General features: G+C 43.3%; 24 protein-coding genes and 1 tRNA gene. 10 read left to right on the top strand and 15 right to left on the bottom strand.

The window, feature by feature from the left end; genetic code table 11:
• Positions 1-180: 180 nt before the first annotated feature.
• Positions 181-390: a transcription antiterminator/RNA stability regulator CspE gene (gene cspE, locus MN199_RS14145; RefSeq protein WP_027670166.1), complete on the top strand. Its 210-nt coding sequence runs from the start codon at positions 181-183 to the stop codon at positions 388-390.
• Between the two features lie 79 nt (positions 391-469).
• Here cspE and MN199_RS14150 read toward each other — a convergent pair whose 3' ends face one another.
• Genes MN199_RS14150 through MN199_RS14160 form a run of 3 tightly spaced genes read right to left on the bottom strand, consistent with a single transcriptional unit; the run spans position 470 to position 2695 of the window.
• Positions 470-721, bottom strand: a complete 252-nt coding sequence (locus MN199_RS14150; protein WP_335739874.1) for a DUF2960 domain-containing protein — start codon at positions 719-721, stop codon at positions 470-472.
• On the bottom strand, positions 699-1574 hold the full coding sequence (locus MN199_RS14155; RefSeq protein ID WP_335739875.1) for an EamA/DMT transporter family protein: 876 nt from the start codon (positions 1572-1574) through the stop codon (positions 699-701). The genes MN199_RS14150 and MN199_RS14155 overlap by 23 nt, the downstream gene beginning before the upstream one ends.
• Complete coding sequence (locus MN199_RS14160) at positions 1571-2695, bottom strand: 1-acyl-sn-glycerol-3-phosphate acyltransferase (RefSeq protein WP_243695579.1); 1125 nt, start codon at positions 2693-2695, stop codon at positions 1571-1573. Before MN199_RS14160 ends, MN199_RS14155 begins: the two co-directional genes overlap by 4 nt.
• 276 nt (positions 2696-2971) lie before the next feature.
• On the opposite strand from MN199_RS14160, the gene MN199_RS14165 reads away from it, so the two are divergent.
• The 3 genes from MN199_RS14165 (at position 2972) to MN199_RS14175 (ending at position 5598) form a co-directional block, all read left to right on the top strand.
• A tRNA-Pro gene (locus MN199_RS14165) sits at positions 2972-3048 on the top strand.
• A 278-nt stretch (positions 3049-3326) separates the two neighbouring features.
• Positions 3327-4472 (top strand): conjugal transfer protein TraF, encoded by a 1146-nt coding sequence (locus tag MN199_RS14170; RefSeq protein WP_335739876.1) that lies wholly within the window; start codon positions 3327-3329, stop codon positions 4470-4472.
• A gap of 184 nt (positions 4473-4656) precedes the next feature.
• On the top strand, positions 4657-5598 hold the full coding sequence (locus MN199_RS14175; RefSeq protein ID WP_335739877.1) for a YeiH family protein: 942 nt from the start codon (positions 4657-4659) through the stop codon (positions 5596-5598).
• A gap of 34 nt (positions 5599-5632) precedes the next feature.
• Here the strand turns inward: MN199_RS14175 and MN199_RS14180 are convergent, their stop codons facing one another.
• The 5 genes from MN199_RS14180 to MN199_RS14200 form a co-directional block, all read right to left on the bottom strand.
• Entirely contained in the window at positions 5633-6463 is an 831-nt protein-coding gene (locus tag MN199_RS14180; protein ID WP_335739878.1) for a cobalamin-binding protein, read from the bottom strand.
• Positions 6460-7065 (bottom strand): cob(I)yrinic acid a,c-diamide adenosyltransferase, encoded by a 606-nt coding sequence (gene cobO, locus MN199_RS14185; RefSeq protein ID WP_335739879.1) that lies wholly within the window; start codon positions 7063-7065, stop codon positions 6460-6462. The genes MN199_RS14180 and cobO overlap by 4 nt, the downstream gene beginning before the upstream one ends.
• Before the next feature lie 9 nt (positions 7066-7074).
• Positions 7075-8067, bottom strand: coding sequence for a FecCD family ABC transporter permease (locus MN199_RS14190; protein ID WP_132583188.1), 993 nt, complete (start codon positions 8065-8067; stop codon positions 7075-7077).
• Positions 8061-8840, bottom strand: coding sequence for an ABC transporter ATP-binding protein (locus MN199_RS14195; RefSeq protein WP_335739880.1), 780 nt, complete (start codon positions 8838-8840; stop codon positions 8061-8063). The genes MN199_RS14190 and MN199_RS14195 overlap by 7 nt, the downstream gene beginning before the upstream one ends.
• Positions 8841-8966: 126 nt before the next feature.
• Positions 8967-9860 carry a peptidylprolyl isomerase gene (locus MN199_RS14200; RefSeq protein WP_335739881.1) on the bottom strand — a complete coding sequence of 298 codons (894 nt, stop codon included), beginning with the start codon at positions 9858-9860 and terminating at the stop codon, positions 8967-8969.
• 149 nt (positions 9861-10009) lie between these two features.
• Here MN199_RS14200 and MN199_RS14205 point away from each other — a divergent pair, with 149 nt between their 5' ends.
• Positions 10010-11005 carry an extracellular catalytic domain type 2 short-chain-length polyhydroxyalkanoate depolymerase gene (locus MN199_RS14205; RefSeq protein ID WP_335739882.1) on the top strand — a complete coding sequence of 332 codons (996 nt, stop codon included), beginning with the start codon at positions 10010-10012 and terminating at the stop codon, positions 11003-11005.
• Positions 11006-11060: 55 nt separating this feature from the next.
• Here MN199_RS14205 and MN199_RS14210 read toward each other — a convergent pair whose 3' ends face one another.
• Positions 11061-11618, bottom strand: a complete 558-nt coding sequence (locus MN199_RS14210; RefSeq protein ID WP_335739883.1) for a hypothetical protein — start codon at positions 11616-11618, stop codon at positions 11061-11063.
• Positions 11619-11807: 189 nt separating this feature from the next.
• Here MN199_RS14210 and MN199_RS14215 point away from each other — a divergent pair, with 189 nt between their 5' ends.
• Complete coding sequence (locus tag MN199_RS14215; RefSeq protein WP_132583178.1) at positions 11808-12359, top strand: YaeQ family protein; 552 nt, start codon at positions 11808-11810, stop codon at positions 12357-12359.
• Between the two features lie 3 nt (positions 12360-12362).
• Here MN199_RS14215 and MN199_RS14220 read toward each other — a convergent pair whose 3' ends face one another.
• From MN199_RS14220 to apbC, 3 genes are all read right to left on the bottom strand, one after another.
• Positions 12363-12938 carry a glutathione S-transferase family protein gene (locus MN199_RS14220; protein WP_335739884.1) on the bottom strand — a complete coding sequence of 192 codons (576 nt, stop codon included), beginning with the start codon at positions 12936-12938 and terminating at the stop codon, positions 12363-12365.
• Between the two features lie 165 nt (positions 12939-13103).
• Positions 13104-13694 (bottom strand): dCTP deaminase, encoded by a 591-nt coding sequence (dcd, locus tag MN199_RS14225; protein ID WP_132583174.1) that lies wholly within the window; start codon positions 13692-13694, stop codon positions 13104-13106.
• A gap of 1 nt (position 13695) precedes the next feature.
• A complete protein-coding gene (gene apbC, locus MN199_RS14230) occupies positions 13696-14760 on the bottom strand; it encodes an iron-sulfur cluster carrier protein ApbC (RefSeq protein WP_335739885.1) in 1065 nt (354 codons plus the stop codon).
• A gap of 131 nt (positions 14761-14891) precedes the next feature.
• Between apbC and metG the strand changes: the two genes are divergently transcribed.
• Complete coding sequence (gene metG / locus MN199_RS14235; RefSeq protein WP_335739886.1) at positions 14892-16955, top strand: methionine--tRNA ligase; 2064 nt, start codon at positions 14892-14894, stop codon at positions 16953-16955.
• A 41-nt stretch (positions 16956-16996) separates the two neighbouring features.
• Entirely contained in the window at positions 16997-18403 is a 1407-nt protein-coding gene (locus MN199_RS14240) for an MFS transporter (RefSeq protein WP_335739887.1), read from the top strand.
• A gap of 15 nt (positions 18404-18418) precedes the next feature.
• On the opposite strand, the gene MN199_RS14245 is transcribed toward MN199_RS14240, so the two are convergent.
• Both MN199_RS14245 and MN199_RS14250 read right to left on the bottom strand, forming a co-directional pair.
• A complete protein-coding gene (locus MN199_RS14245; RefSeq protein WP_335739888.1) occupies positions 18419-19888 on the bottom strand; it encodes a hypothetical protein in 1470 nt (489 codons plus the stop codon).
• 83 nt (positions 19889-19971) lie between these two features.
• Positions 19972-20967, bottom strand: a complete 996-nt coding sequence (locus MN199_RS14250; RefSeq protein ID WP_335739889.1) for an NAD(P)H-quinone oxidoreductase — start codon at positions 20965-20967, stop codon at positions 19972-19974.
• A 127-nt stretch (positions 20968-21094) separates the two neighbouring features.
• Here MN199_RS14250 and MN199_RS14255 point away from each other — a divergent pair, with 127 nt between their 5' ends.
• Positions 21095-22303, top strand: coding sequence for a class I SAM-dependent rRNA methyltransferase (locus tag MN199_RS14255; protein ID WP_132583162.1), 1209 nt, complete (start codon positions 21095-21097; stop codon positions 22301-22303).
• A gap of 41 nt (positions 22304-22344) precedes the next feature.
• A complete protein-coding gene (locus MN199_RS14260) occupies positions 22345-22914 on the top strand; it encodes a YceI family protein (protein WP_335739890.1) in 570 nt (189 codons plus the stop codon).
• A 50-nt stretch (positions 22915-22964) separates the two neighbouring features.
• On the opposite strand, the gene MN199_RS14265 is transcribed toward MN199_RS14260, so the two are convergent.
• Entirely contained in the window at positions 22965-23264 is a 300-nt protein-coding gene (locus tag MN199_RS14265) for a PilZ domain-containing protein (protein ID WP_335739891.1), read from the bottom strand.
• Positions 23265-23276 lie beyond the last annotated feature (12 nt).

Genomic DNA, 23276 nt, shown 5'->3' on the forward strand with positions numbered 1-23276 from the left:
TCACCGGCCTGTAAAGCAGACCTATGTAACAAAATGTTTATGAAAACTTCGCTACACAGCTTCATTGTAAGTCATGTCCTGAAGATTCACGCACGTTTGGCCGCATAAGTAAGGTAACAGTCAGGCTAAAAGCGCAATTAAGCGTCAATTAGTTTTATTAAAAATTTTTAGGAGTCAAACATGGCTAAAGTAACTGGTGTAGTTAAGTGGTTTAACGCTGATAAAGGTTTCGGATTCATTACTCAAGATAACGGCGGCGCTGACGCATTCGTTCACTTCCGTGCAATCCAAACTGAAGGTTATAAAACCTTAAACGAAGGCCAACGCGTAGCTTTCGAAATTGAACAAGGCCAAAAAGGCCCACAAGCTGCTAACGTTACAGTTCTGTAATTTAAGCACTTGCTAAAAAAAGGACACCTAGGTGTCCTTTTTTATTGCCTGCTGTTTGCTGGCAATGGTTAATAAGGTATTATTTTTCTTCCCGTACAAAGACGATATCAGCAAAGCCCATTCGCGCAAACTCTTGTTGACGATAGTTTTTCACCGCCGCGCCCCGCTTAGCTGTCATGGTAACTTGTTGTTCCATTGCTAAAAAACTCGTTAAGTCTATTCCTTCTGCAGCTGCAACCGCTTCGTATAGATCACGATGCTTGTCATAGCTAAAATTAATAACCTTACGTTGCTTCTTATAGGTATAACTAACTTGTCTTGCCACCAGCATCTCCAGATATAATTGTGCTGCGCTCTAACTGACACAGCTTGCAAGATAACACTAACAACACCGAGCCTATCGCTAGGGCTAGGATGTTTTCACTTCGATTCCAAATCAGAATATTTACCAGTAAGCCTGCTGGTATCAGCATATTATTCATCACAGCTAATACACCACTACTCACCAACGTGGCACCTTTATTCCACCAAAAATAACCACCACCCGACGCTACTAACCCTAGCCACAATAATACCAGCCATTGTACGTTTGTTTGCGGATACTGCGCGCTACCCAACAGATACCATACCGGTAACACTACCACTAACGCACCAAGATAAAACCAAGCAAAGACGTTATGCTGCGCCAGTTGCGGCGGGTATTTGGCTAACAGTAACTTATAGCCAACTTGGCCTATCGCAAAACACAGGTTTGCCCCCTGCACTACGGCAAAGCCTAACCAATAATCTTGGCTTAAGTGTTGGTATCTCATTATTGCTGCAGCAACAACGGCTAAACCCGCCGCCAGTAAAAAACGATATTGAAACCGACGCTGCGCGATGTCGTACAGTAGCGTGATATAAACCGGGGTAAAAATAGTGAAAATTAATACTTCGGGGACAGTTAATAATAAAAATGACTGATAATAAAACAAGTACATTAAGCCTAACTGTACCGCACCCAACGCCATTAATTTTAATACCAAAGCCATTGGCTGCGGTCTAATAAAGGGTAAAAGCACGAGAAAGGCTAATAACACCCGCAGCAACACGGCAAAATATGCATCTACTTGCCCAGCTAAATACACACCAATTAAGCTAAAAGAAAACGCCCACAATAGCGTTACCGCTATTAAATAGCTCACGGCTTATTTTGCTTAAGCTGTTGCTGCTTAACCAGCGGCGCAGCATACAGCTTACTAAGCAAGGCAATTGCGTCTTTAGGCACACTTTGCATACGTTGTTGCCACTGCTCTATCACTTTTTCATCTATGCTGTTGTGCTGCTGACCTGCAGCTAAATAATTAATTGGAAACAAACGGTATTGCTGCCAAATTTGCTGATCAATTAACTGCGCGAGCAGATCAGGCTCTGCCGGTATATGCTGTAATGGTTTGGTAAAGGCAACATTTACTCGGCCTTTATAGCCAACTATACCTTTAATTATGCTATCGATATCCTCAAACTCGCCCTTTTGATAGCTACCTTGAGTTTGTTTTTGCCACAACTCATTTATTTTACTCACATCGCAAGGATCGTACTCGTAAGACAAACACACCGGCACAATATTTAAGCTTTGCATATAACTAGAAAAATCTTCACCGCGCTTTTTGCCTTCCATATAAAACATTTTCAAAATAGCCGGATCCGTTACATCATTACCGTCTTTGGCACGCCCTTCTTTTTGCGCAATCCAAATAGACTGCTGCTGCTCTAATGAATGTTTAATGTAGCCAGATAACTGCGTAAAGTTTTTTAACATTTCGCGCGGGCCTTTGGCACCACGTTTTACAATAAAACTCTTATTCAGTTTCATTAACTCTGAAGAACACGCTTTGCGCAATAAGTTATCACCAATAGCAATACGCACGGTGTCGAAGCCATGCTGGTGCAAACACCAGTTAACTAAAGCAGGGTCCATCGCAATATCACGATGGTTTGATATAAAAAGATACGCTTTACCCGGCGTTAAATACTCAATACCCGATACTGTAACGTTATTAGTGGTGCTAGCAATCATTTGATCCATAAAGCCAGCAACCTGCTGCTGCACAGCTAATACCGTATTTAACTTAGCTAAGCGCCGCTTTAAACGAAATTTAATTAATGGCGACAACAACCAGCCAAAAGGTCCAGACATATGGGGAAAACGGTAATGTAAAATAGCCTGAATAAACTCATCATCGGCAATAAGCCGTGCTATTGCCGGCGCAACTTCATCATCGTTATATGGCCGTATATCGGCATAAATATCTTGTTCTGACACTAATATCACTACATTAGTAAAAATACAGGTTGCCTATTTTACTGAGTTAATGAAAATTCACCAGTGTCAGACGCATTTAAGCGCACATTGCCGCTATAGCCGCCAAGACAATAAATCTAGTGTGCTAGAGGTGCTGCACAAATAAACCACCGCAATATTACTCGAGCCACATTCTAGATGGTTATAACTATTAGTATTTATAACTGCTGAAAATTAACGCAGTCAGTTAATCCAGCATTGCTTTCTAGCTGGGAATCTTTATTATACGCCCTACGTCGGTGCGTAGCGCAGCTTGGTAGCGCACTTCGCTGGGGGTGAAGGGGTCGGAGGTTCGAATCCTCTCGTACCGACCATTAAATTTAAGAAGAAAGCCGTTTTATACTTAGTGTAAAGCGGCTTTTTTGTACCCGTAATTCGTGAAAAATTGCGCAATCGCAAGAGTAGCTACAATTACAATTGTTAAATGTTAAGTCAGCGTTCATAATACCAGCATGCAATGAGCCAGTAGCACTGGGTTTTATTATGTCTACGCCCATTTCTGTATTGTCTTGTCATTCAGTTTTCCACTTCGCAGCAATTTTTTAATCACTAACACATCAAGTTACAACTTCTTTAAGCAGTAGGAGTTTATATGTCATATCGTCTTTCTTATTTAAGTATTGCATTATTATGTGCGTCAGGCAGCGCTCTGGCCCAGCAAACCGATGCCCGTGCTATCGCTATGGGCGGCACTGGCGTTGCAGGTGCGAGTTACCATCAGGCTAGCTTTTATAACCCAGCCCTACTTACTCACTTTAACGACAGTGATGATTTTACCTTAGTGCTACCGGCCATAAGTGCGAGCGTTGCTGATAATGATGAGTTAATTGATGGTATTGATAACTTACAAGATGCACTTGATAGATTAGACATTAACCCTACTGCAGCTAACTCAGCATTAGCCAAACAGGCGTTAACGGCACTAGATAACAATAGCGCTAACATGAAAGTTACCCTTGCTATGGCAGCAGCTATCCCTAATAACACCTTACCTGTGGCGATATTTGCTCGTGGCCACCTTGATGCCAACGTGCTTACTACTATAGATGCCAGCGATATTGACCGATTAAATAATAACAATACTGATTTACTCTCATCAGGCAGTGTTATTGCTGTTGGTGTAGTAGAAGCAGGTATTACTATAGCGCATGCCTTTACACTTGATAGTGTTAAGTTAAGTGTGGGTGCTAGCCCTAAGTTTCAGCAAATCGAAACCTTTTTTTATAATAGTAGTGTGGCTGATTTTGACGAAGACGATTTTGATGCCGACCAATATCGCAACAAGAAAACCCAAACGAACATTGATCTTGGTGTTACCGCTGCTTGGGAAAATGGCGTGGTATTAGGTGTTAGCGCCAAAAACCTGTTAAGCAAAAAAGTACCAACCATTCAGGTTAAAGGTATCGAATATACTTACGATATGAAACCACAATATACTGTTGCAGCTAATTACCATAACAGCTGGTTTAGCGCCAACATTGACGCTGAGTTAAATAGCCACACTGGTTTTGGTTTACAAGATGAAGTGCAGTGGTTAGCCGCGGGCGTAGAATTTAATGCGTTAAACTGGGCACAACTGCGTTTAGGTTATCGCAATGATCTAAAAAATTATCAGCAAAACCAGCTGACGGCAGGTTTAGGTTTGTCTCCGTTTGATACGCTACATATTGACTTAGCGGCAGTGTACGCTGATAAAAATGATGCTGGTGCTGCACTTAGTTTAGCTTTTACGTTTTAAACTACACTTGCCCCAAGCTGCTAAGCTTGGGGCATTTCCTACCCTTTTACGCTAAACAGCATTTGCTTATTCACAACTATTTTGTTTGCATTCAACGTCAATTCGTTGCTGTTAGATAGCAATGGGTTTCACCATGATATAAGTTATAATATATACCGTTTAATTATAACGCCGACAACTTACCATGCTTACTCACCCTGCAATTAAAGATGGTCGCTTCTGGCTGTTCTGTACTTTAGCCATACTGTGCTTATTCCCTATTGTTAGTTCCCCTATCGCATTAATTTTAGGCTTTTTATTAGCTGCATTTAGTTTGTTGCCCAAATCGATAGATTTAGCAGCAATGACCCGCATGTTATTATCTATTTCTATTGTTGGTTTAGGCTTTGGTATTCATTTACAACAAGCTATTGAAATTAGTAAGCAAAGCTTACCGTTAATAGTAGGTTCAATAGTATTTACCCTAGTGCTAGGCGTAATACTGACTAAATTCCTAAAGCTAGATCAAAAAACGGGTTATTTAATTGGTGCAGGTACAGCGATATGTGGCGGTAGCGCTATTGCCGCAGTATCACCGGCAATTAAAGCTAATGCAGAGCAAATGGCAATAGCTTTAGCTTGTGTATTTACCCTTAACTCTATCGCGTTATTTGTGTTTCCAGTTATAGGCCACTTTTTAGAGTTGTCGCAATATGATTTTGGTTTGTGGAGCGCAATTGCGATTCACGATACATCGTCAGTAGTTGGTGCTGCGTCAACTTACGGTGATGAAGCGCTAGAAGTAGCCACGACCACTAAGCTGGCACGTGCATTATGGATAGTGCCTGTTGCGTTAGTGTCATCCATCGCGTTTGGTGGCAATAGTAAATCTATTCGCATTCCCGGTTTTATTTTGGCTTACATTGCTGCAATATTAATCAGTTATTTTTTACCGCAGTTTAGTGAATTCTATGATGTGGTATTTGCACTATCTAAGCGCACATTAGTGCTGTGCTTATTTTTTATCGGTGCCGGCATTACCATTCAAAAAATGCGCGCTGCTGGCGCTAAACCGATGATATTAGCCATACTATTATGGATTGCTATTGCCGTGTGTTCATTAGCTTATATTAGGTTTGTGGTGTAATTAGCACAATAACGATACGTTATTAACCTTTAGCTTAGCGATAACTGTCCACGCCCTCGCATAACTGCTTAATTCCTAGCAAGGTGCGTGGCGTGGTGCGATATAAGTAATCGGCATTAACCGTTAAATATTGCGATTTTTTAACCGCGGGTAGCGTGTTAAAACGCTGCCAGTAGCTAAAATCAGCCACCACATTATCGCGTTGTGCTTGAATAATGACCTGTGGCTGAGCGGCAATAATCTGTTCGATGCCTACCTGTGGATAATCACCTTTGGCGGAAGCGAAGCTATTTTGCGCAGCACAGATATGCAGCATTTGCTGTGGCCAAGCGTTATTAGCAACTGTGCTTAACGGTGCTGTACTCATCGCAAAAAATACCGTTACTGGTTTTTTATGCTGAAACTTAGCGCGAAGCTCAGCTAATTGCTGGCTAAACTGGCTAGCAACATCGTTTGCTTGCGGCGTATTTTCGGTAACCTCACCTAAAAACCGCAACTCGGTTGCAATATCATCTAGCGTTAACGGATCAGAAAATACTACTTTAATACCAAACTGCTGCAATCTTGCTATATCTGCTTGCGGGTTACCGGTTTTCCAAGCAATCACTAAATCTGGTCGTAGGGCTAATACGGCTTCTAAATTGATGCTGGCATAATTAGCCACGCTAGGTAAGGTGCTGGCCGCTATAGGGTAATCACTGTAGTCGCTTACGCCAACAAGTTGCTCACCCGCTCCTATGGCGTATAACATCTCGGTAATGTGTGGCGCTAAAGCAATAATACGTTGCGGTTTAGCCTGTGCTGCTATGCTATGCAGTGCAAGGAATAGCACCACTATGCTTGAAAACACTAAACGATTACTCACCAATCGACTCCGCGTTGGGCTTTAATGCCATGATCGAAAGCGTGCTTAACATTTTGCACTTCACTTACGGTATCAGCTAATTCAATAATACGTCGATGGCAGGCGCGGCCAGTAATAACCACATGCTGTGTCGCTGGGCGATTAAGCAGAGCTTGCTCTATACGTTCTAGTGGTAAGTAGTGATAACTTAGCATGTAGGTTAGCTCGTCTAGCAATACCATATCAATGTTTGGATCGACCAAAAACTGCTCGGCTTGTAGCCAAGTTTGCTCTGCTGCGGCCATATCGGCAGCTTTATCTTGGGTATCCCAAGTAAAACCGGTGGCCATTACCGCAAATTGTACGCCATGTTGCGCCAGCAAGTTGCGCTCGCCACAGTCCCAATTTCCTTTAATAAATTGCACTACTGCGGCAGACAAACCATGGCCTACAGCACGAGCTACAGTACCAAATCCCGAGGTTGATTTACCCTTACCGTTTCCGGTTATTACCAACAACAAACCTTTGTCGTCACTTGCGGCAGCAATAGCGCTATCTACTTGCGCTTTTAAGCGTTGTTGCCGTTCTTGATGGCGTTGCTGTTTGACATTATCTGTGGTCATAACCTTTCGCTATAGCCGTTGCCGGCGCATGATCAGAAGAAAAAAAACACTTCCCGCAAGCGATGTAATAACGCCCAGCGGGATCTCTTGTTGCGGTAGTACAGTACGCGCTAAATTGTCTACCCAAACCATAAATAGTGCACCCACTAACACCGAACCCAATAATAAGCGCACCGAGGTTACACCGAAATAATGTCGTACAATGTGCGGCACCATTAAACCAACAAAGGCAATACCACCACACTGCGACACAATGCACGCTGTTAATAGCGCCGTTGCTAATAACAGTACTAAACGTAAAGTTTGGGTATTTACCCCAAGCGTGCGTGCGCTTTCATCACTAAGCAGTAGTGCATCTAGTTGACGCCGTAGCGCCAGCGCTAATACTAGCACTAGCAATACGACCGGACTTAGTAACAGCACACTAAACCAGTCAGTTCGGCTTAAACTGCCCATTAACCAAAACATAATACGGTTAGCAGCAAATGGTTCGGCAAAATACAGTACAAAGCTACTGACAGCGCTTAGCATAAAAGAAACCGCCACACCGGCCAGTAAAGTGTACTCTACCTTGCGCCAGTGTTGCCCTGCACAGACCGCAAATACCAAGACAACCGCAAACAATGCGCCAACAAATGCACCTAGCGCCATACTAATTATATGAGCGGGTAATACGACACTAACTAATGTAGCACCCAAACCGGCGCCCGCCATTAAACCAAATAGATAAGGATCGGCGAGCGGGTTGCGTGTAGCGTTTTGTAAAATAGCGCCTGATATAGCCAGCCCCGCCCCAACCAACACCGCGCAGAGCAAACGTGGTAAGCGTATTTGTAAAATAATGGTCTGCGCCAGTGACGAAGGTCCAGCTTGGCCCGCTAACACAGTTAACGTATCAAGCAAGGTAATACTAACGCTACCTATGCTTAAGCTGATAAGCATGCTCAATACCAGTAGCGCCGTCGACAACCACATGGCGAGTTTATAATGTCGCTTTAACATAAAGTTCCAGTTTGGCTTGGTAAAAAGGTAACTTGCTGCTTGCGTAACAAAACATGAGTTGTTACCTCACAGGCTAAGCCAAATACCGGTTGCAACAGTTCAGTAGTTAATACCTGCTCTGGCGTACCAAACGCATATTGCTGCCCCTGATGCAGTAATAAAATTTTATCGCAATACATGGCGGCAAGGTTTAAATCGTGTAGACAGGCTAATGCGGGGATACCTAGTGCACGAACCAATTCTAATACTTGATGCTGATATTGTACGTCTAAATGGTTAGTCGGTTCATCAAGCAGTAGTAATGCAGGGCGCTGTACCAGGGCTCGAGCGATATATAATCGCTGCAATTCGCCGCCAGATAGGGTATCGATAAGTTGTGACGCTTTGTCGGCTAGACCAACTCTATTCAGAGCCTGGCTAACTTGATGTTGGTCTTGACTATGATTTACTTCAAACCAGCTTTTGTGCGGTAACAACCCCATAGTCGCCACTTGCTCTACGGTAAGGGCAAACAAAGGTATTGGGTTTTGGCTAACTACGGCTAATGTACGCGCCAGCTCGGCCGTTTTATACTGCGCTAACGCACGCTGCTTTAACATTATTTGGCCACTATTTGCCGTTAATGAGCGCTGCACCACTCGTAACAAACTACTTTTACCGGCGCCATTAGGGCCAATAACACCAATAAACTCGTTATTATGTAATGCAAAGCTAATATCGTTTAATACGGTTTTTTCGCCAAGCTTTAGACAAACGGCAGACAATTTTAGCAAAACCCACTCCTAACATGGGTACAATGCAGGCTTGCACCTACTCCCCTTTTACGTGGGCTTCTGCCACACCAAAGCAACGCTTAGTGTAACAGAAAACCGCTTAGCTGATACTACCACGCAGCCAGATTAATTGGCCCGAACCGGTAACGCAACATTACACAGTTCAATATAGCCAGCTGGCTTTTTATACCAATCACCGCCCCGATTACGCTGGCTTTCGCTGGTCTTAGCAAAGGTTTTGCTATCTGTGCGCAGCACTTCCAATTTACGCTGCTGCGTGGTCGGCAACTGTGCCGCTAATTTAACGCTATCGATAAGCGTATACTCACTAGGCTGTTGATAAAACCCAAGCGGGCCTGTGCCACGGGGTAAACTACTGAGTAACTCCATGCCCTGAAGCACTCTACCTACCAGAGTAATATTTTGATCTAAATGCCTTGGCGCATGACCAGTAACCACATATAACGATGTACCGTCGCCACTATTGTCCTCATTGCCTCGTGACACACCAACAGCACCATAGCAGTGCGCTAGCCAGGTGGTTTTAGTTTCTGGGTTACGTGCTGCCGCAAAACCATAACTATGGCCAACGAGTGGCGCATAGCCATCACTATCTGGCAGTGCGGTAAAGGCAAAAGTATCGCTGTAACTAGCGGTATATTCAGCGGGTAAATTATGTTTGGCTTTAATCAGCGGTTTCGCTTTTGCGCTATCCGCGTTGGGATCGGCCCACTGCACTACGTAGTTATCATGCGAGCGCACTACGGCTAAGCCATCATAATACCCTTCACTGGCTAAGGCTTTAATATTAGCCACATGATTAGGCGCAAACTGGGGTGCCAGCTCAATAACGACCGTGCCAACGGCTAGGTTTAAGTAAAGCACATTAGTGTTATCAACTACGCGCCAGTCATTAGCAGGTGATGCTGCGAGTATCTCTGTCATAGTTTTAGCCACTAGCATGGGGCTGTTGGCTATCAGCAGTAACAAGGGAAAAGTAAAACGACGAGCTGTACGCATAGTTAACTCCGGAATTAGTAATATTATTTACTTTATCATAAGCTGTAGCATTAATAAGTACACGCTGACTGCACTGTACTAAAGCCCTATTGCAGCATGTTTACTGGTGTGCCAAATTAGTCACTACTACAATGAATTTGGGAGTTTTTATGCGTGTTGTTAAATTATCTGCCCTTACGTTGCTATCTCTTTTTGCTACAACGCTAAATGCAACACCCGCCCTTAGCGATTTAAAGCTTGAGCAAAGCATTACCTTATCGGGTTTATCTAGCGGAGCCTACATGGCCGGACAATACCATGTCGCCTTTGCCGAGCAGGTAGATGGTGTCGCAATGTTAGCTGGCGGCCCAGTATATTGCGCACAAAACAGTTTAGGTTTAGCTTTAGAGCACTGCTTTAACAAAGACACCAGCGCGCCAGATATACTGGCAATAAAGCAATATATCGCCGCGCAGCGCTCAGCCGGAAAATTGGCACCATTAATTACGCTCAAAGATGACAAAATATGGATATTTCATGGTGCTAAAGATGCTACGGTACAACCCAAGCTAGCAACCCTATTGTATGAACAGTATAAACAGTGGGTTACTCCCGAAAACATTGTACTAATTAATGACAAGCCATTTGCTCATACGTTTCCTACCGATCGCCCTAACTTAGGTAGCTGCGAGCGTTCAGAAGCCCCCCACCTAGCCAGTTGCGGTTATGATGCTTCGGGCTCACTACTACAACATTTACTTGGCAAGGTAAAAGCCAAAACAACAAGCACAACTGGAACGTTACTAGAGATTAATCAGCACCAATTAGCCGCTGCCGCTAAAGATACGCTGGCCGAAATAGGTTATTTATATGTACCAGTAAGTTGTGCCGCAGGGGAGCCTTGTAAGCTGCATGTTAGTTTTCATGGCTGTAAGCAGAATGCTAATAGCGTAGGCGATGCTTTTGTTACTGGTACCGACTTGAATAACTATGCTGATACTAATAATTTAGTGATATTTTACCCGCAGACGGTTGCCAGTAGCATTAATCCGTTTAACCCTAATGCCTGTTGGGATTGGTGGGGCTATACCGGTGCCGATTATGCAACAAAAACCGGACCGCAGCTGCAAGCTGTGCATCAATTAGTACAAGCATTACTACCTTAAACTTTAATCCTAACGTAGCTAAGTCGCTCGGCCTAGCTACGCTTCAATATGTAAACTAGTTAGCTGGCATTACCATACCCTTGGGTAACATTTGCCCCACGCCACCAAGACGCTGTGCCATTTGCATAATGCGATCATGATGTTTATCTAGCGCCGTTTTATCATCATTGGTTAAACAGCTACTTAATGTTTTGTAATACTGCTGGCCTTGAGTTACGGTTTTTTCTGTGTTTTTTCGTTGTGCTTCCGGCAAAAACACCATCGCTTGACGCGATATCTCCAGCATCGGCTGCACACTATCTAAAATAGGCCAAGTCACTTTTGCGCTTAACTCAACAAATTGCACGGGGGTAAAGCCATGCTGTTTAGCTAGTTGTTCAATTTGTGCTTGATATTTGCTGTCTTTTTCCTGAGAACTTAGTTCAGCATAATGCTGCGACCAGTTGCAATGTTGCTTTAATTGAAACTGCTTATTTTGTGGCCGCTGCTCTAATTGCTGTAATTTAGGTAACATGGCTTCTAATTGGTTAAGATTTTCATCTGTTAATAGTGTGTTGGCTTGTGCTGATAGAGCAAACGCCATTAATACTGATACCGCTACTAAATTACGCATATTTATACTATTTCCAGGTTAGGTTTTAACTATGTAAACAGGCTGCAGCTTAATCGCGCCTGAAGCTATTTAATCCGTAAATCATATTACTAACTTCAATATTAAAATAGTAAGCATACATACAGTTAAATTGAGCCCAGCGCAGCTTCGCGTTACACTCGGCGCCTTTGTCTTAGTAGTGAGAGAGTTATGGCATTAAAAGCCACCGTATTTAAAGTACAACTGCAGATTGCTGATATGGATCGCCATTATTATCACAACCATAGCCTAATGCTGGCGCAGCACCCATCAGAGAATGATGAACGCATGATGGTCCGCTTGTTAGCCTTTGTACTAAATGCCAGTGACACCCTCGCCTTCACTAAAGGTTTAAGCACTGAGGATAACGAGCCTGAGTTATGGGATAAAAGCCTGAGTGGTGAAATTAACTTATGGGTCGAATTTGGTCAAAGTGATGAAAAATGGCTACGTAAAGCGGCCGGTCGCGCCAAGCTAGTGACTTTATATTGTTATGGTGGACGCAGTGTGCCGGTGTGGTGGAAAAACAGCCAGCAAGCACTTGAACGCTACAGTAACTTACAAATTATTGAAATACCTGAAGATGCCGTTAAAGCGATGGCAAAATTAGTTAATCGCAATATGGATCTGCAATACAACATTAGCGAAGGTCAAATATGGTTATCTGATGCTGAGCAAAGTGTAATGATTGAACCTGTGCTACTAAAAGCAGCACAGGTTTAGCGGCTAACCTAAACGCGGATCACTCTGTTTTACACCGGCTTGCTGCGCATTGTTAACAACACATTGTAGCAACGCCGGATAATCGTCCAGCTCTACTAACTCACGAAATAACACCCAATCAACTAGGCTATAAAGCGCCATAGTGACATAGTTCCAGTTAGCAAACTCACCATTAGCCGCCTGCTGCTCTAGCACATATAGCGAGGTAGCCACTCGCTCTTTTTGTAAATTAAAAAACAATATATCGTCACTGGTATCAAAGCCGCTGCGGCTGCATTGCAACAGCACAACTAAGGAGTCATTTACCGCATTAATTACCGTGAGTTGGTTTTCTTGATACCAACTTAGCGTCGACAGTGCCAATTTACCCGCTATATACCGTTGTATAACCGCCGAGTCAAAGATGGTCTGGCTGTCATCAACTAACATAGGTATACGTAAAGTTGGATTAATTGCCGCCAAGGTTTCACGATCATCAGGCGAAAATATATTCAAATTAATAAATTCATGTGCGGTAGTGGCCAGCAATAACCTAATACGTCGCGCATAGGGTGATGTTTGTGAACCATAGAGTTTCATAGCGACACCTTGTTAATCGTTAATCTATTTTTTATCAGCGTAAAACACAAAGCAACATTGCCAAGCTATGCAGTTTTATTGCATAATAATTACGCTTCATTTTTGCTTTATAGCTTTGGCCCACGTTTTTACGTGGGTTTTTTATTTGGCCAAGGGCTAATACGTTTAACCTTTGTCGTCATGGCCAATGCGGCTAGCTACGGCGCCAGTTTGTTGCTGATATTTAGCATCTAAGCGTTTGTTATACGGCCGATCTGCAGGGCCGGTCATTAATTCAAAGTTAAGTGCACCAATTTTCATTTTTGGCTGTAGCGCTAACGGCAATTTACCGCTGTTGTAAAATTCCAGCACAATATTACCCGACCAACCCGGATCAATGCGATGTGCGGTTACGTGTACCATTAAACCTAAACGTGCTAACGATGAGCGGCCATCTAACCAGCCAACAATATCAGCAGGTAAGGTTATCGACTCCTGCGTCATGGCTAATGCTAGTTCGCCCGGATGCAAAATAAACTTTTCACCATCGACAATATAAATTTCATCACTCATTACACTGTTTAACGCTTTATCTACTTCGGCTCTTGGCCCACTTAAGTCGATATAAGGTGCGGCATGAGCTTGAAATACACGAAATTTATTACCTAAGCGAATATCTACGCTAACGCCACTAATCATGTCGGCATCAGGTAATGGCTCAATTTTAATTTTACCTTCGGCTAAATAGCGTTCTATATCGCGATCACACAATCTCATTTTAATCGTCCGTTATTATAATTTCTGGCTGGCTTGCAGCCTGTTTAGCATTATGCCAATGTAAAGCCAGCATTAGCTGCCGGCCTATTGTACGGTAAATATCGGCCACTGGCTGCGGCATTAATACCGCCGGAATTCCAGCGTCAGCCTGTTCGCGTATATGTTTTTGTAATGGCAGCTGGCCAAGTACAGACACTTGATAACGTTCTGCCAGCAGCAAACCACCGTCGGTTCCAAAAATATCATCTTTACTACCACATTGCTGACATAGATAAAAACTCATGTTTTCCACAAGGCCCAAAATAGGGATATTGACCTGACGAAACATACTGATCGCTTTTTCTGCATCGGACAACGCAATATCTTGCGGCGTGGTAACAACCAGCGCGCCACTTACGGGCAGCTTTTGCGCCATAGTTAGCTGAATATCACCAGTACCGGGTGGCATATCAACAACAAGATAATCAAGCTCAGGCCATACTGTTTCATTAAGGAGTTGCATTAAGGCTTGGCTAGCCATTGGTCCACGCCAAACTGAGGCCTGCTGTGGGTCAACTAAAAAGCCAATTGATTGCAGATATACGCCATGGGCAAATTTAGGCTGCATTAGCTTGTTATCAGCTGAGCTAATTTTTTCGCCGCTTAACCCTAGCATCGTCGGAATAGAGGGGCCGTATATGTCGGCGTCTAACAGCCCCACCTTTGCGCCTTCTAGGCTAAGCGCAACGGCCAAATTTACCGCAGTAGTCGACTTGCCTACGCCGCCCTTACCAGATGCCACCAAAATAATTTGTTTAATTTGCTTAAAAATAGCGGTAGTTGCATTGCGGTAGTCTAGTGCCAATTCATAACTAAAACCGGCACTGTGCAAGGCTTGTTGCAAGGGCTGAGCAAGTGATAACAACGGCAATTTAAGCGTAATTTGCAGGTTATTTTTGTTTAAGTTCACCGCATCGAGCAACAACGATAACGGGGCGCCGCTGTCAGGCAATTGCCAATGCTGCAAAAACTGCTGCACGGCATCGGGCACAACATCGGTTTTAGTAGATTTAAACCAGTTAAACATCGGTAAGTTCCAATTTCAGGCATTAACACGTTTTTTTACCACAACCGCCTGATGGCGGGTGCGGATCGATGCCAGCTAGTGTATCATTTAACTATATTTTTTCAGTTATTTATGCAAAAGAGCACAGCTTAATGTCAACACGCAAAATTCTTGTTACTAGCGCTTTACCCTATGCCAATGGCCCGATTCATTTAGGTCATTTACTGGAATACATTCAAACGGATATTTGGGCGCGGTTTCAAAAGGCCCGCGGCCATGAATGTTATTATGTTTGCGCTGACGATGCTCATGGCACCCCAATTATGCTAAAGGCACAAGAGTTGGGTATTACGCCAGAACAAATGATTGCGCAAACCAATATTGAGCATCAAGCCGATTTTTCCGGTTTTGCTATTCACTTTGACAATTATCACTCTACGCATAGCGACGAAAACCGTGCTTTTGCTAACCAAATTTATAATAAGCTAAACGAAAACGGCTACATTAAACGCAAAACCATTAGCCAGTTATTTGATCCAGAAAAACAGATGTTTTTACCGGATCGCTTTGTTAAAGGTGACTGCCCTAAATGTGGTGCGCTAGATCAAAACGGCGATAGCTGCGATGTGTGCGGTGCGACTTACAGCCCAACGGAAGTGAAAAATGCTCGCTCTGTGGTATCAGGCGCAACACCAATATTAAAAGACTCAGAACACTACTTCTTTGACTTACCCGCGTTTAGCCAGATGTTACAAGATTGGACTCGCAGCGGTAGCTTACAAGAAGAAATGGCTAATAAGCTGCAAGAATGGTTTAAAGATGGCTTACAAATGTGGGATATCAGCCGAGACGCACCCTACTTCGGCTTTGAAATACCTAATGCACCAGGTAAATTTTTCTATGTATGGTTAGATGCGCCTATTGGCTATTTGGCTAGCTTTAAAAACTTATGCGATAAAACCGGTGTCGATTTTGATAGCTTCTGGCATTTAGATTCAACCGCTGAAATTTACCATTTTATCGGTAAAGACATTATTTATTTTCATAGCCTGTTTTGGCCAGCCATGTTGCATGGCGCCGGTATGCGTAAACCTAATGCCATTTTTGCTCACGGTTTCGTTACGGTTAATGGCGCTAAAATGTCAAAATCGCGCGGTACCTTTATTAAAGCGCGTACCTATTTAGATTATTTAAACCCAGAATATCTACGCTACTATTTTGCGTCAAAATTAAGCAGCAGCATTACTGATCTCGATTTAAATTTGGATGACTTTAGCCAAAAAGTGAATGCTGATTTAGTCGGTAAAGTGGTTAATATTGCTAGCCGCTGCGCTAGCTTTATTAGCAAGCGTTACGACGGTAAGTTATCTGCTACAGTAGCAGAACCTCAGTTATTAGCTGAATTTGTTGCTGCCGGCGACAGTATTGCCGACAGCTTTGAACACCGTGAGTTTGCGCGCGCTATTCGTGACATTATGACGCTAGCCGATAAAGCTAACCAATATATTGATGCCAAGGCACCTTGGGTGTTGGTTAAAGATGACAGTAAGCAACAAGAAGCTCACGACGTATGCTCAATGGGTATTAACCTGTTTCGTGTACTAATGCACTATTTAAAACCGGTGTTGCCATTAATGGCGGCCGAAACTGAAGCGTTTTTAAATACTGAGCTAAGCTGGAATAACTATCAGCAAGCATTAACTAACCATGCCATTAGCCCATTTAAAGCATTAATGCAGCGGGTAGATCCTGTTAAAGTAGCCGCCATGGTCGAAGCATCAAAAGATAATTTGCAGCCGCAAGTGGCCGCTAAAGCAGAGGCAAGCAAAACGGTTAAAGTCGAGCAACAAAGCCTGAATGCCAGCACCGAACGTGAACCTATCGCTGAAACAATTAACATAGACGATTTTGCTAAAATTGATTTACGCGTAGCAAAAATTGTTAAAGCCAGTGCGGTTGAAGGTGCAGATAAGCTAGTACAGCTGCAGCTTGATATTGGTAATGGCGAAATACGCCAAGTATTTGCCGGTATTAAATCAGCTTATAGCCCTGAACAGCTGGAAGGCCGCTTAACCGTAATGGTAGCGAATTTAGCGCCACGCAAAATGCGCTTTGGTTTATCTGAAGGCATGGTATTAGCCGCAGGCCCAGGCGGTAGCGACTTGTTTATTCTATCACCTGATGACGGCGCAACCCCAGGTATGCGTGTAAAATAAACTTTCAGACAGCCCAGCTGCCTGCTTATTAAGGTTTAAGGATGACCAGTAAAAGCCCTTATCGTAGTTTTAGTGCTTTATTTCTGACTACCCTATTAATGCTGGTGGCCCAAGGGTCATTATCTACTTACTTAGGTTTGTCGTTAGCTCAACAAAACGTCGATTCAGTTTGGATCGGCGCCATGATGTCCTGCTACTACTTTGGGCTAGTACTAGGCTCTAAACTCGGCCATAAAGTGATCGCGCGCGTTGGCCATATTCGTGCGTTTGTTGCCAGTGCCGCCATTGTCAGTGCTTGTGCAACCAGCCATGTGCTAACACAGCAATTAGAAATATGGCTGGTAATGCGCGTGATTGTTGGCATGGGCATGATGTGCCAGTACATGGTATTAGAAAGCTGGTTAAACGAGCAATCCGAAAGCTCGCAGCGCGGTACGGTGTTTGCAGCTTATATGATCACCTCTTACCTTGGCATGATTGGCGGGCAAATCATGTTAAGTCAATTCCCGGCTCTGGGCATTGCGCCATTATTAATTATCAGTATGTGTTACTCGCTTTGTATTGTGCCTATCGCACTAACAACGCGCATTCATCCTGCACCATTACAACCGGCGCCACTGAAAATTTTAGCCTTTTGGAAATTGGTACCGCAGTCACTTACAGCGGTTACTGTAGCCGGCATGATGGCCGGTTCATTTTATGGTTTAGCACCGGCTTATGCGGCAAGTAAGGGCATGACAACAGAGCAAGTAACCCTATTTATGTCAACGACTATTTTGGCTGGCTTATTGGCTCAGTGGCCTATGGGGAAAATCTCGGATCGCATTCCACGTGGGCGTATTTTACGTTTTAACGCCGCGGCGCTTACTATTCTAACTCTGTTTATTGCGCTGCTACCGTTATCCGGTATTGGGCTAATAGTTGCGACCTTTTTCTATGGCATACTCGCCTTTACGCTATATCCCATTGCTTCGGCGTTCGCTAATCAAAATGTCGAGCAAAATGATCGTGTCGCACTATCGGCCACCATTTTATTAACCTTTGGTTTAGGTGCTAGCTTGGGCCCGCTATTAGCCTCCACATTAATGCAGCTAATTGGCCCAGCCATGCTATATGCCTTTATTAGCTGCTGCGCATTTTCATTGTTTTTACGTTTATTACGCGTTAACTATACGCAAAAACAAGCAAAACGCATGATGGAAGAACAGCAAAATGCCCAGTTTAAAATGGGCTCGGGTGACTTAGTTTCATCGCCACTGGCAGCCGCATTAGATCCCCGTGTTGACCAAGATGTAGTAACAGCGCAGATGCGTGACGATGACTTTATAGCGACACGGCAACAAGTACCGGCAGGATATGACGAAGATATCGATTTTCAAGCGATTGAAGATGATTATGACTCGCTAACGAATACTTACCGCACGGCAAAAACTCCAGCGGACAGTTAATGCAGCAGCACCCTATTAATTAGGGTGCATCACCACTTTATTCCATAAATTTTGGTTTTTCATATAAGAAAAATATTCTTCGGGATGCCAGCATTTGGGTAATAATGCCATATTTTTCCGCTCTTCGAAGTTAGATACCAACTTACTTAAAATTTCTAACAAGCGCTCTTCACTGATCCGCTCTAATTTTTTACGTGCTTGCGGATAATAAAGGTTATTTTCCACACTAACCGTACAGCCTTGGGCTGATACGTTGTAAGTTAAATTACGGGTAACCATTCTGCAGATTGGTTTACGCGGATCTGCAGGGTATAAACCAGTAACTATGGCATATTCATAACGGTCTAAATCTTGGCGATCTGAATCTTTAGGAATATAGGTAATACCAAATCCTTGTGGAAACACACCAGTAATACTAATTAACGCATCAACCGCGACTTTACTATACACACCCTTTTCTACGCCCATTTCTAGCACCAGCGTTACCTTGGGCAAGGTTTCGTATGAAAAGCTACTTTTTGTTGATAGCACGACTGAGGTATAAATTTGCGGAATTTTAAGCACGTTGCCAATACCATGCTCTGGCTTAATGGCACTTTTTAACAACGACAGTACAAAGCTCTGGCGCTCAGCCTCTAATTTAATAAAGGTATCGCGCTCGCTTCTTGAGTTTCCGCTGTATTTACCCAGGCCAATGCCATAAGAAACATAATTAACACTTTCGCGATAACTAATTTGCAGTAATGCTAAGCGCTCGTCATTTTCCAGCACGCGAAACTCATCTGCGTTACCATCATTACCAGTCAAAATAAGCAAGGCGTCGGGGTGACAACTACCAATATCTTGCAGCAATGCGGCCATTAACAAGGGTATTTGCACATCATCACGAAACGGGTGATAGTCGTCTTTTGCAAATTGCTTGCCTTTACTTGCTAAGTAACGCTGTTGCACATAGGCATTTTTTAGATCGCCATCTGCGAGCAGCTTATCAAGTAAGCGTAAAGATAGAATGGCTTTATATAGATGCTTACTTTTCTGATTACTTATTGCAACCTGTTTGCCTTCGGCTGGCGATAGTAACTGAATAGTGCCCAATAACTTTGCACTAAGCACCTTGGTATCTTCTTCACTTTCGCCTTGGCTTAGCGCTAAAATATCATCGCAAACCAGTTTTAATGCAGAATAACGTTGACTGGCTTCTTCATCACGTGCTTGCTGGAACGTATTTTTTTCAGTTTGTGCTTGTTGCAAATTACGCTCAACCAATGCGGCATCACGCTTACTTACTTGCTGCTGGCGGTTTTCAAATAAATAAACCTGTTGCTCTAGTTCTATTTTTTCCGCTTTTTGCTCTTCGCTCTGCTGAAAATACTGTTGAGCCTGCTGGTATAAAGAATTTGCCACAGGGTTAGTGTCATAAATACGACTTATTAATACCGATACAGACTTGCTGTAATTAGACTTACCAATGGTACCGAGTGTCATTCTTACAAAATATCCTAATGATTAACTAGCTTGTGTTAGCCTACTACTATTCGCGAACCTGCGCAGTTATTTTTTATTTTAAATCATAGCGTTAAAACAAGCTTACCGAGGGTGCCATTACTGGCCATTAATTGATGCGCTTGCTCTGCTTGTTGCCAATTAAACTGCTGCTGTAACACCGGCTTCAGCTGTCGTTGAGCTAAGGCCTGGCCATAGCTTTGATAAAAGGCTTGAGTTAATTGTGTTTTATATTGGTTACTACGATTGCGTAAAGTAGAGCATATTACCTGACCGCGCCGCTTAAATAGCGCGGATAAATCAAGCTGCGGCACGTCTTTGCCACCCATCATGGCATACAACACAATTTTACCATCCATCGCCAGCAGCGGTATTTCACGGCTAACATAAGCGCCAGCTACTGAATCGAGTATTAGATTAACACCGTCTGGCCAGATTGCCGATAGTGCTTGTTCAAAGGCAACACTATTATAATTTAATAATACATCTGCACCTAAGGTTTTACACAATGCAAGCTTGGCATCGCTACTGGCAGTGACCGCAACCTTAGCACCAATAGTTTTCGCTAATTGAATAGCTGCAGTACCTACGCCACTGGCACCGGCATGAATAAGCACCCGCTGCCCTGCTTGCAAGTTACCAATCTTACACATCAGTTGATAAGCGGTTAAAAATACTTCTGCAGTTGCTGCAGCTTCGGCCATAGTGTAACCAGCAGGTACAGGCATAGCATGGCCGGCGTGTAACAATGCATACTCGGCATAACCGCCACCCGGTACTAAACCAAATACCGCTTTACCAAGCCAGCTTTTATGCTGTGCGCCAGCAGCAACTACCACACCGGCTACTTCAAGGCCCAAGACATCGCTCTCACCCTCTGGTGGCGGATAAAACCCACGGCGCTGCATTAAGTCGGCTCGATTAACACCAGCAGCAGCTACTTTTATTAATAGCTGCTCGGCCGAAGGTACTGGTACGGGTATAGGCTTTATAACTAAAGTGCTATCTTTACCCGTATTAGTAACCAGCACGGCTTGCATCGTTGCGGGAATAGATGCCAAGGGATACTCCTTATATTTAACTAACATGACACAATGACTTGTTGAATAAAAATTCTACTTTAGCTTTGCTCAGCGCTTCACTTTAACTACAATGCGGCCTTTAGTTTAGCACAGTGTATAAATACCGATGAATAAGCCTTCAGCCACATTAGCACGATTAACCTTACTCGAAACCCGAGAAAAATCACTAAAACGATTACACCCGTGGATTTTTTCTAAAGCCATAAAAACAGTTAGTGATAACCTGTCTAGCGGCCAAACTGTTGAGGTGTTTAGTAGTAAAGGCGAATGGTTAGGTTATGCAGCTTATTCTGCACATTCGCAAATACGTGCTCGTGTTTGGAGCTTTAACCAAAACGACATCATTGACGCCAGTTTTTTTCAACGCCGAATTGCTCGCGCATGGCAGTTACGGACTGAAGTATTTAATTTAAATGACACTACAGGTTTAAGAGTTGTTGCAGCAGAGTCTGATGGTTTACCTGGTGTTACCATTGATAAATATGACAACATATTAGTTTGTCAGCTGTTGTCTGCCGGTGCCGATGCGTGGCGTGACGCTATTGTCGCCGCTTTAATCGCATTATTTCCTGAGCATAGTATTTATGAACGCTCAGATGTTGATGTGCGTAAAAAAGAAGGCTTAAAGCCAGTTACAGGCTGGCTGCACTTGCCTAGAACATCGGGCGAAGTGGTTATTAAAGAACATGGCATGTCGTTATTAGTTGATGTAATGCAAGGCCATAAAACCGGATTTTATCTTGACCAACGCGCCAGCCGAGCGGCCGCAAAACGCTACGCAAAAAATAAAACGGTGCTAAACTGTTTTAGCTATACTGGCACCTTTGGCGTTGCTGCACTGCAAGGTGGTGCCTCATCAGTTACTAACGTTGACTTATCAGAGCTGGCATTGAATACCGCGCTAAAAAATGCGGAACTTAATCAGTTAGATCTCTCTAAGATAGATAACGTTAAATTTGATGTGTTTAAACTACTGCGCCAATACCGAGAGCAAGGTAAACAGTTTGATATGGTTATTCTTGATCCGCCAAAGTTTGTCGACAGTAAGGCTCAGCTAATGTCAGCCTGTCGCGGTTATAAAGACATTAATATGGTAGCAATGCAAATTGTGAAACCCGGCGGCTTATTGTTAACGTTTTCATGCTCAGGTTTGATGGAAGACGGCTTATTTCAAAAAATAGTTGCCGACGCAGCCATTGATGCCAAAAGAGATTGTTTATTTATAGAAAAACTTAGCCAAGACAGTGATCACCCTATTGCCAGCTTTTATCCAGAAGGCAGTTATCTAAAAGGTTTGGTCTGCAAAATATACTAGGCGCCATGCACTGTAGTACATTGGCATAACAGGAGACACAAATGAAATTAATCGCACTTAGCTTATTGTTAAGCTCTCAGGTTGCCGTTGCAGCAAACTGGCAACTGGATAACGAAAAATCCAGTCTGTATTTTGTTTCAGTAAAAAATGACGTTGTTGCCGAAACTCATCAATTTAATCAGTTAAGCGGTAGTTGGGACGGTAAAACCGTGTCTATTACCGTACCGGTAATGAGTATGCAAACCAATATTCCTATTCGTAATGAGCGGATATGGCAGTATGTGCTACAAGCTGAGCAATATGCCAATATTAAGGTAAGTGTGCCGTTAAGTGACGATAGTGTTGCGGCGCTAAGCGTAAATAACTCAACAGTCTTAGATTTGCCGCTAACCATTACCATTGCAAAAGAGCAAGCTATGATTAATAGCAAAGTACGCATTACCAAGTTAAGCGATAATACATTACAAGCAAGCTCTGAAAGCCCATTGATGCTAAATACCAACAGTTTTAACTTAACAGCAGGTGTAGCAAAACTACAAGAGCTGGCGGGGTTAAAACGCATTGATCCTCTGGTACCGGTGAGCTTTAATGTGCGGTTTTCACCACAATAAACAACCAATAAAAAAGCAGCCTAGGCTGCTTTTTTTACTATAACCGACTGTTAACTCAATTCCAAAAAAGCTAAACCCAGCTGATAAATATCCTCACTCTCTTGACTGCACCGCATTACCTTAGCGCTGGCATCCAGAGGTGGAACACTGGCATTAGCAGAATCTAGCCGTAATCTAATTAATGTGCCCATTTCTAGCGGTTCATCAACTTCAACTGACATACCTGACGCACTTAAATCACGGCAGATCCCGTCAACGACACGGCCTGTTTCTGGATCATTAATCATCAGTTTTACATCGGCATTCACCATCATGCGAAAATAATGCCGGTTGTCTCCTCTTGTCAGCATAATACCTCCCCT

Origin of the sequence: Rheinheimera metallidurans (assembly GCF_036983985.1) — a bacterium.
GTDB lineage: Bacteria > Pseudomonadota > Gammaproteobacteria > Enterobacterales > Alteromonadaceae > Alishewanella > Alishewanella metallidurans.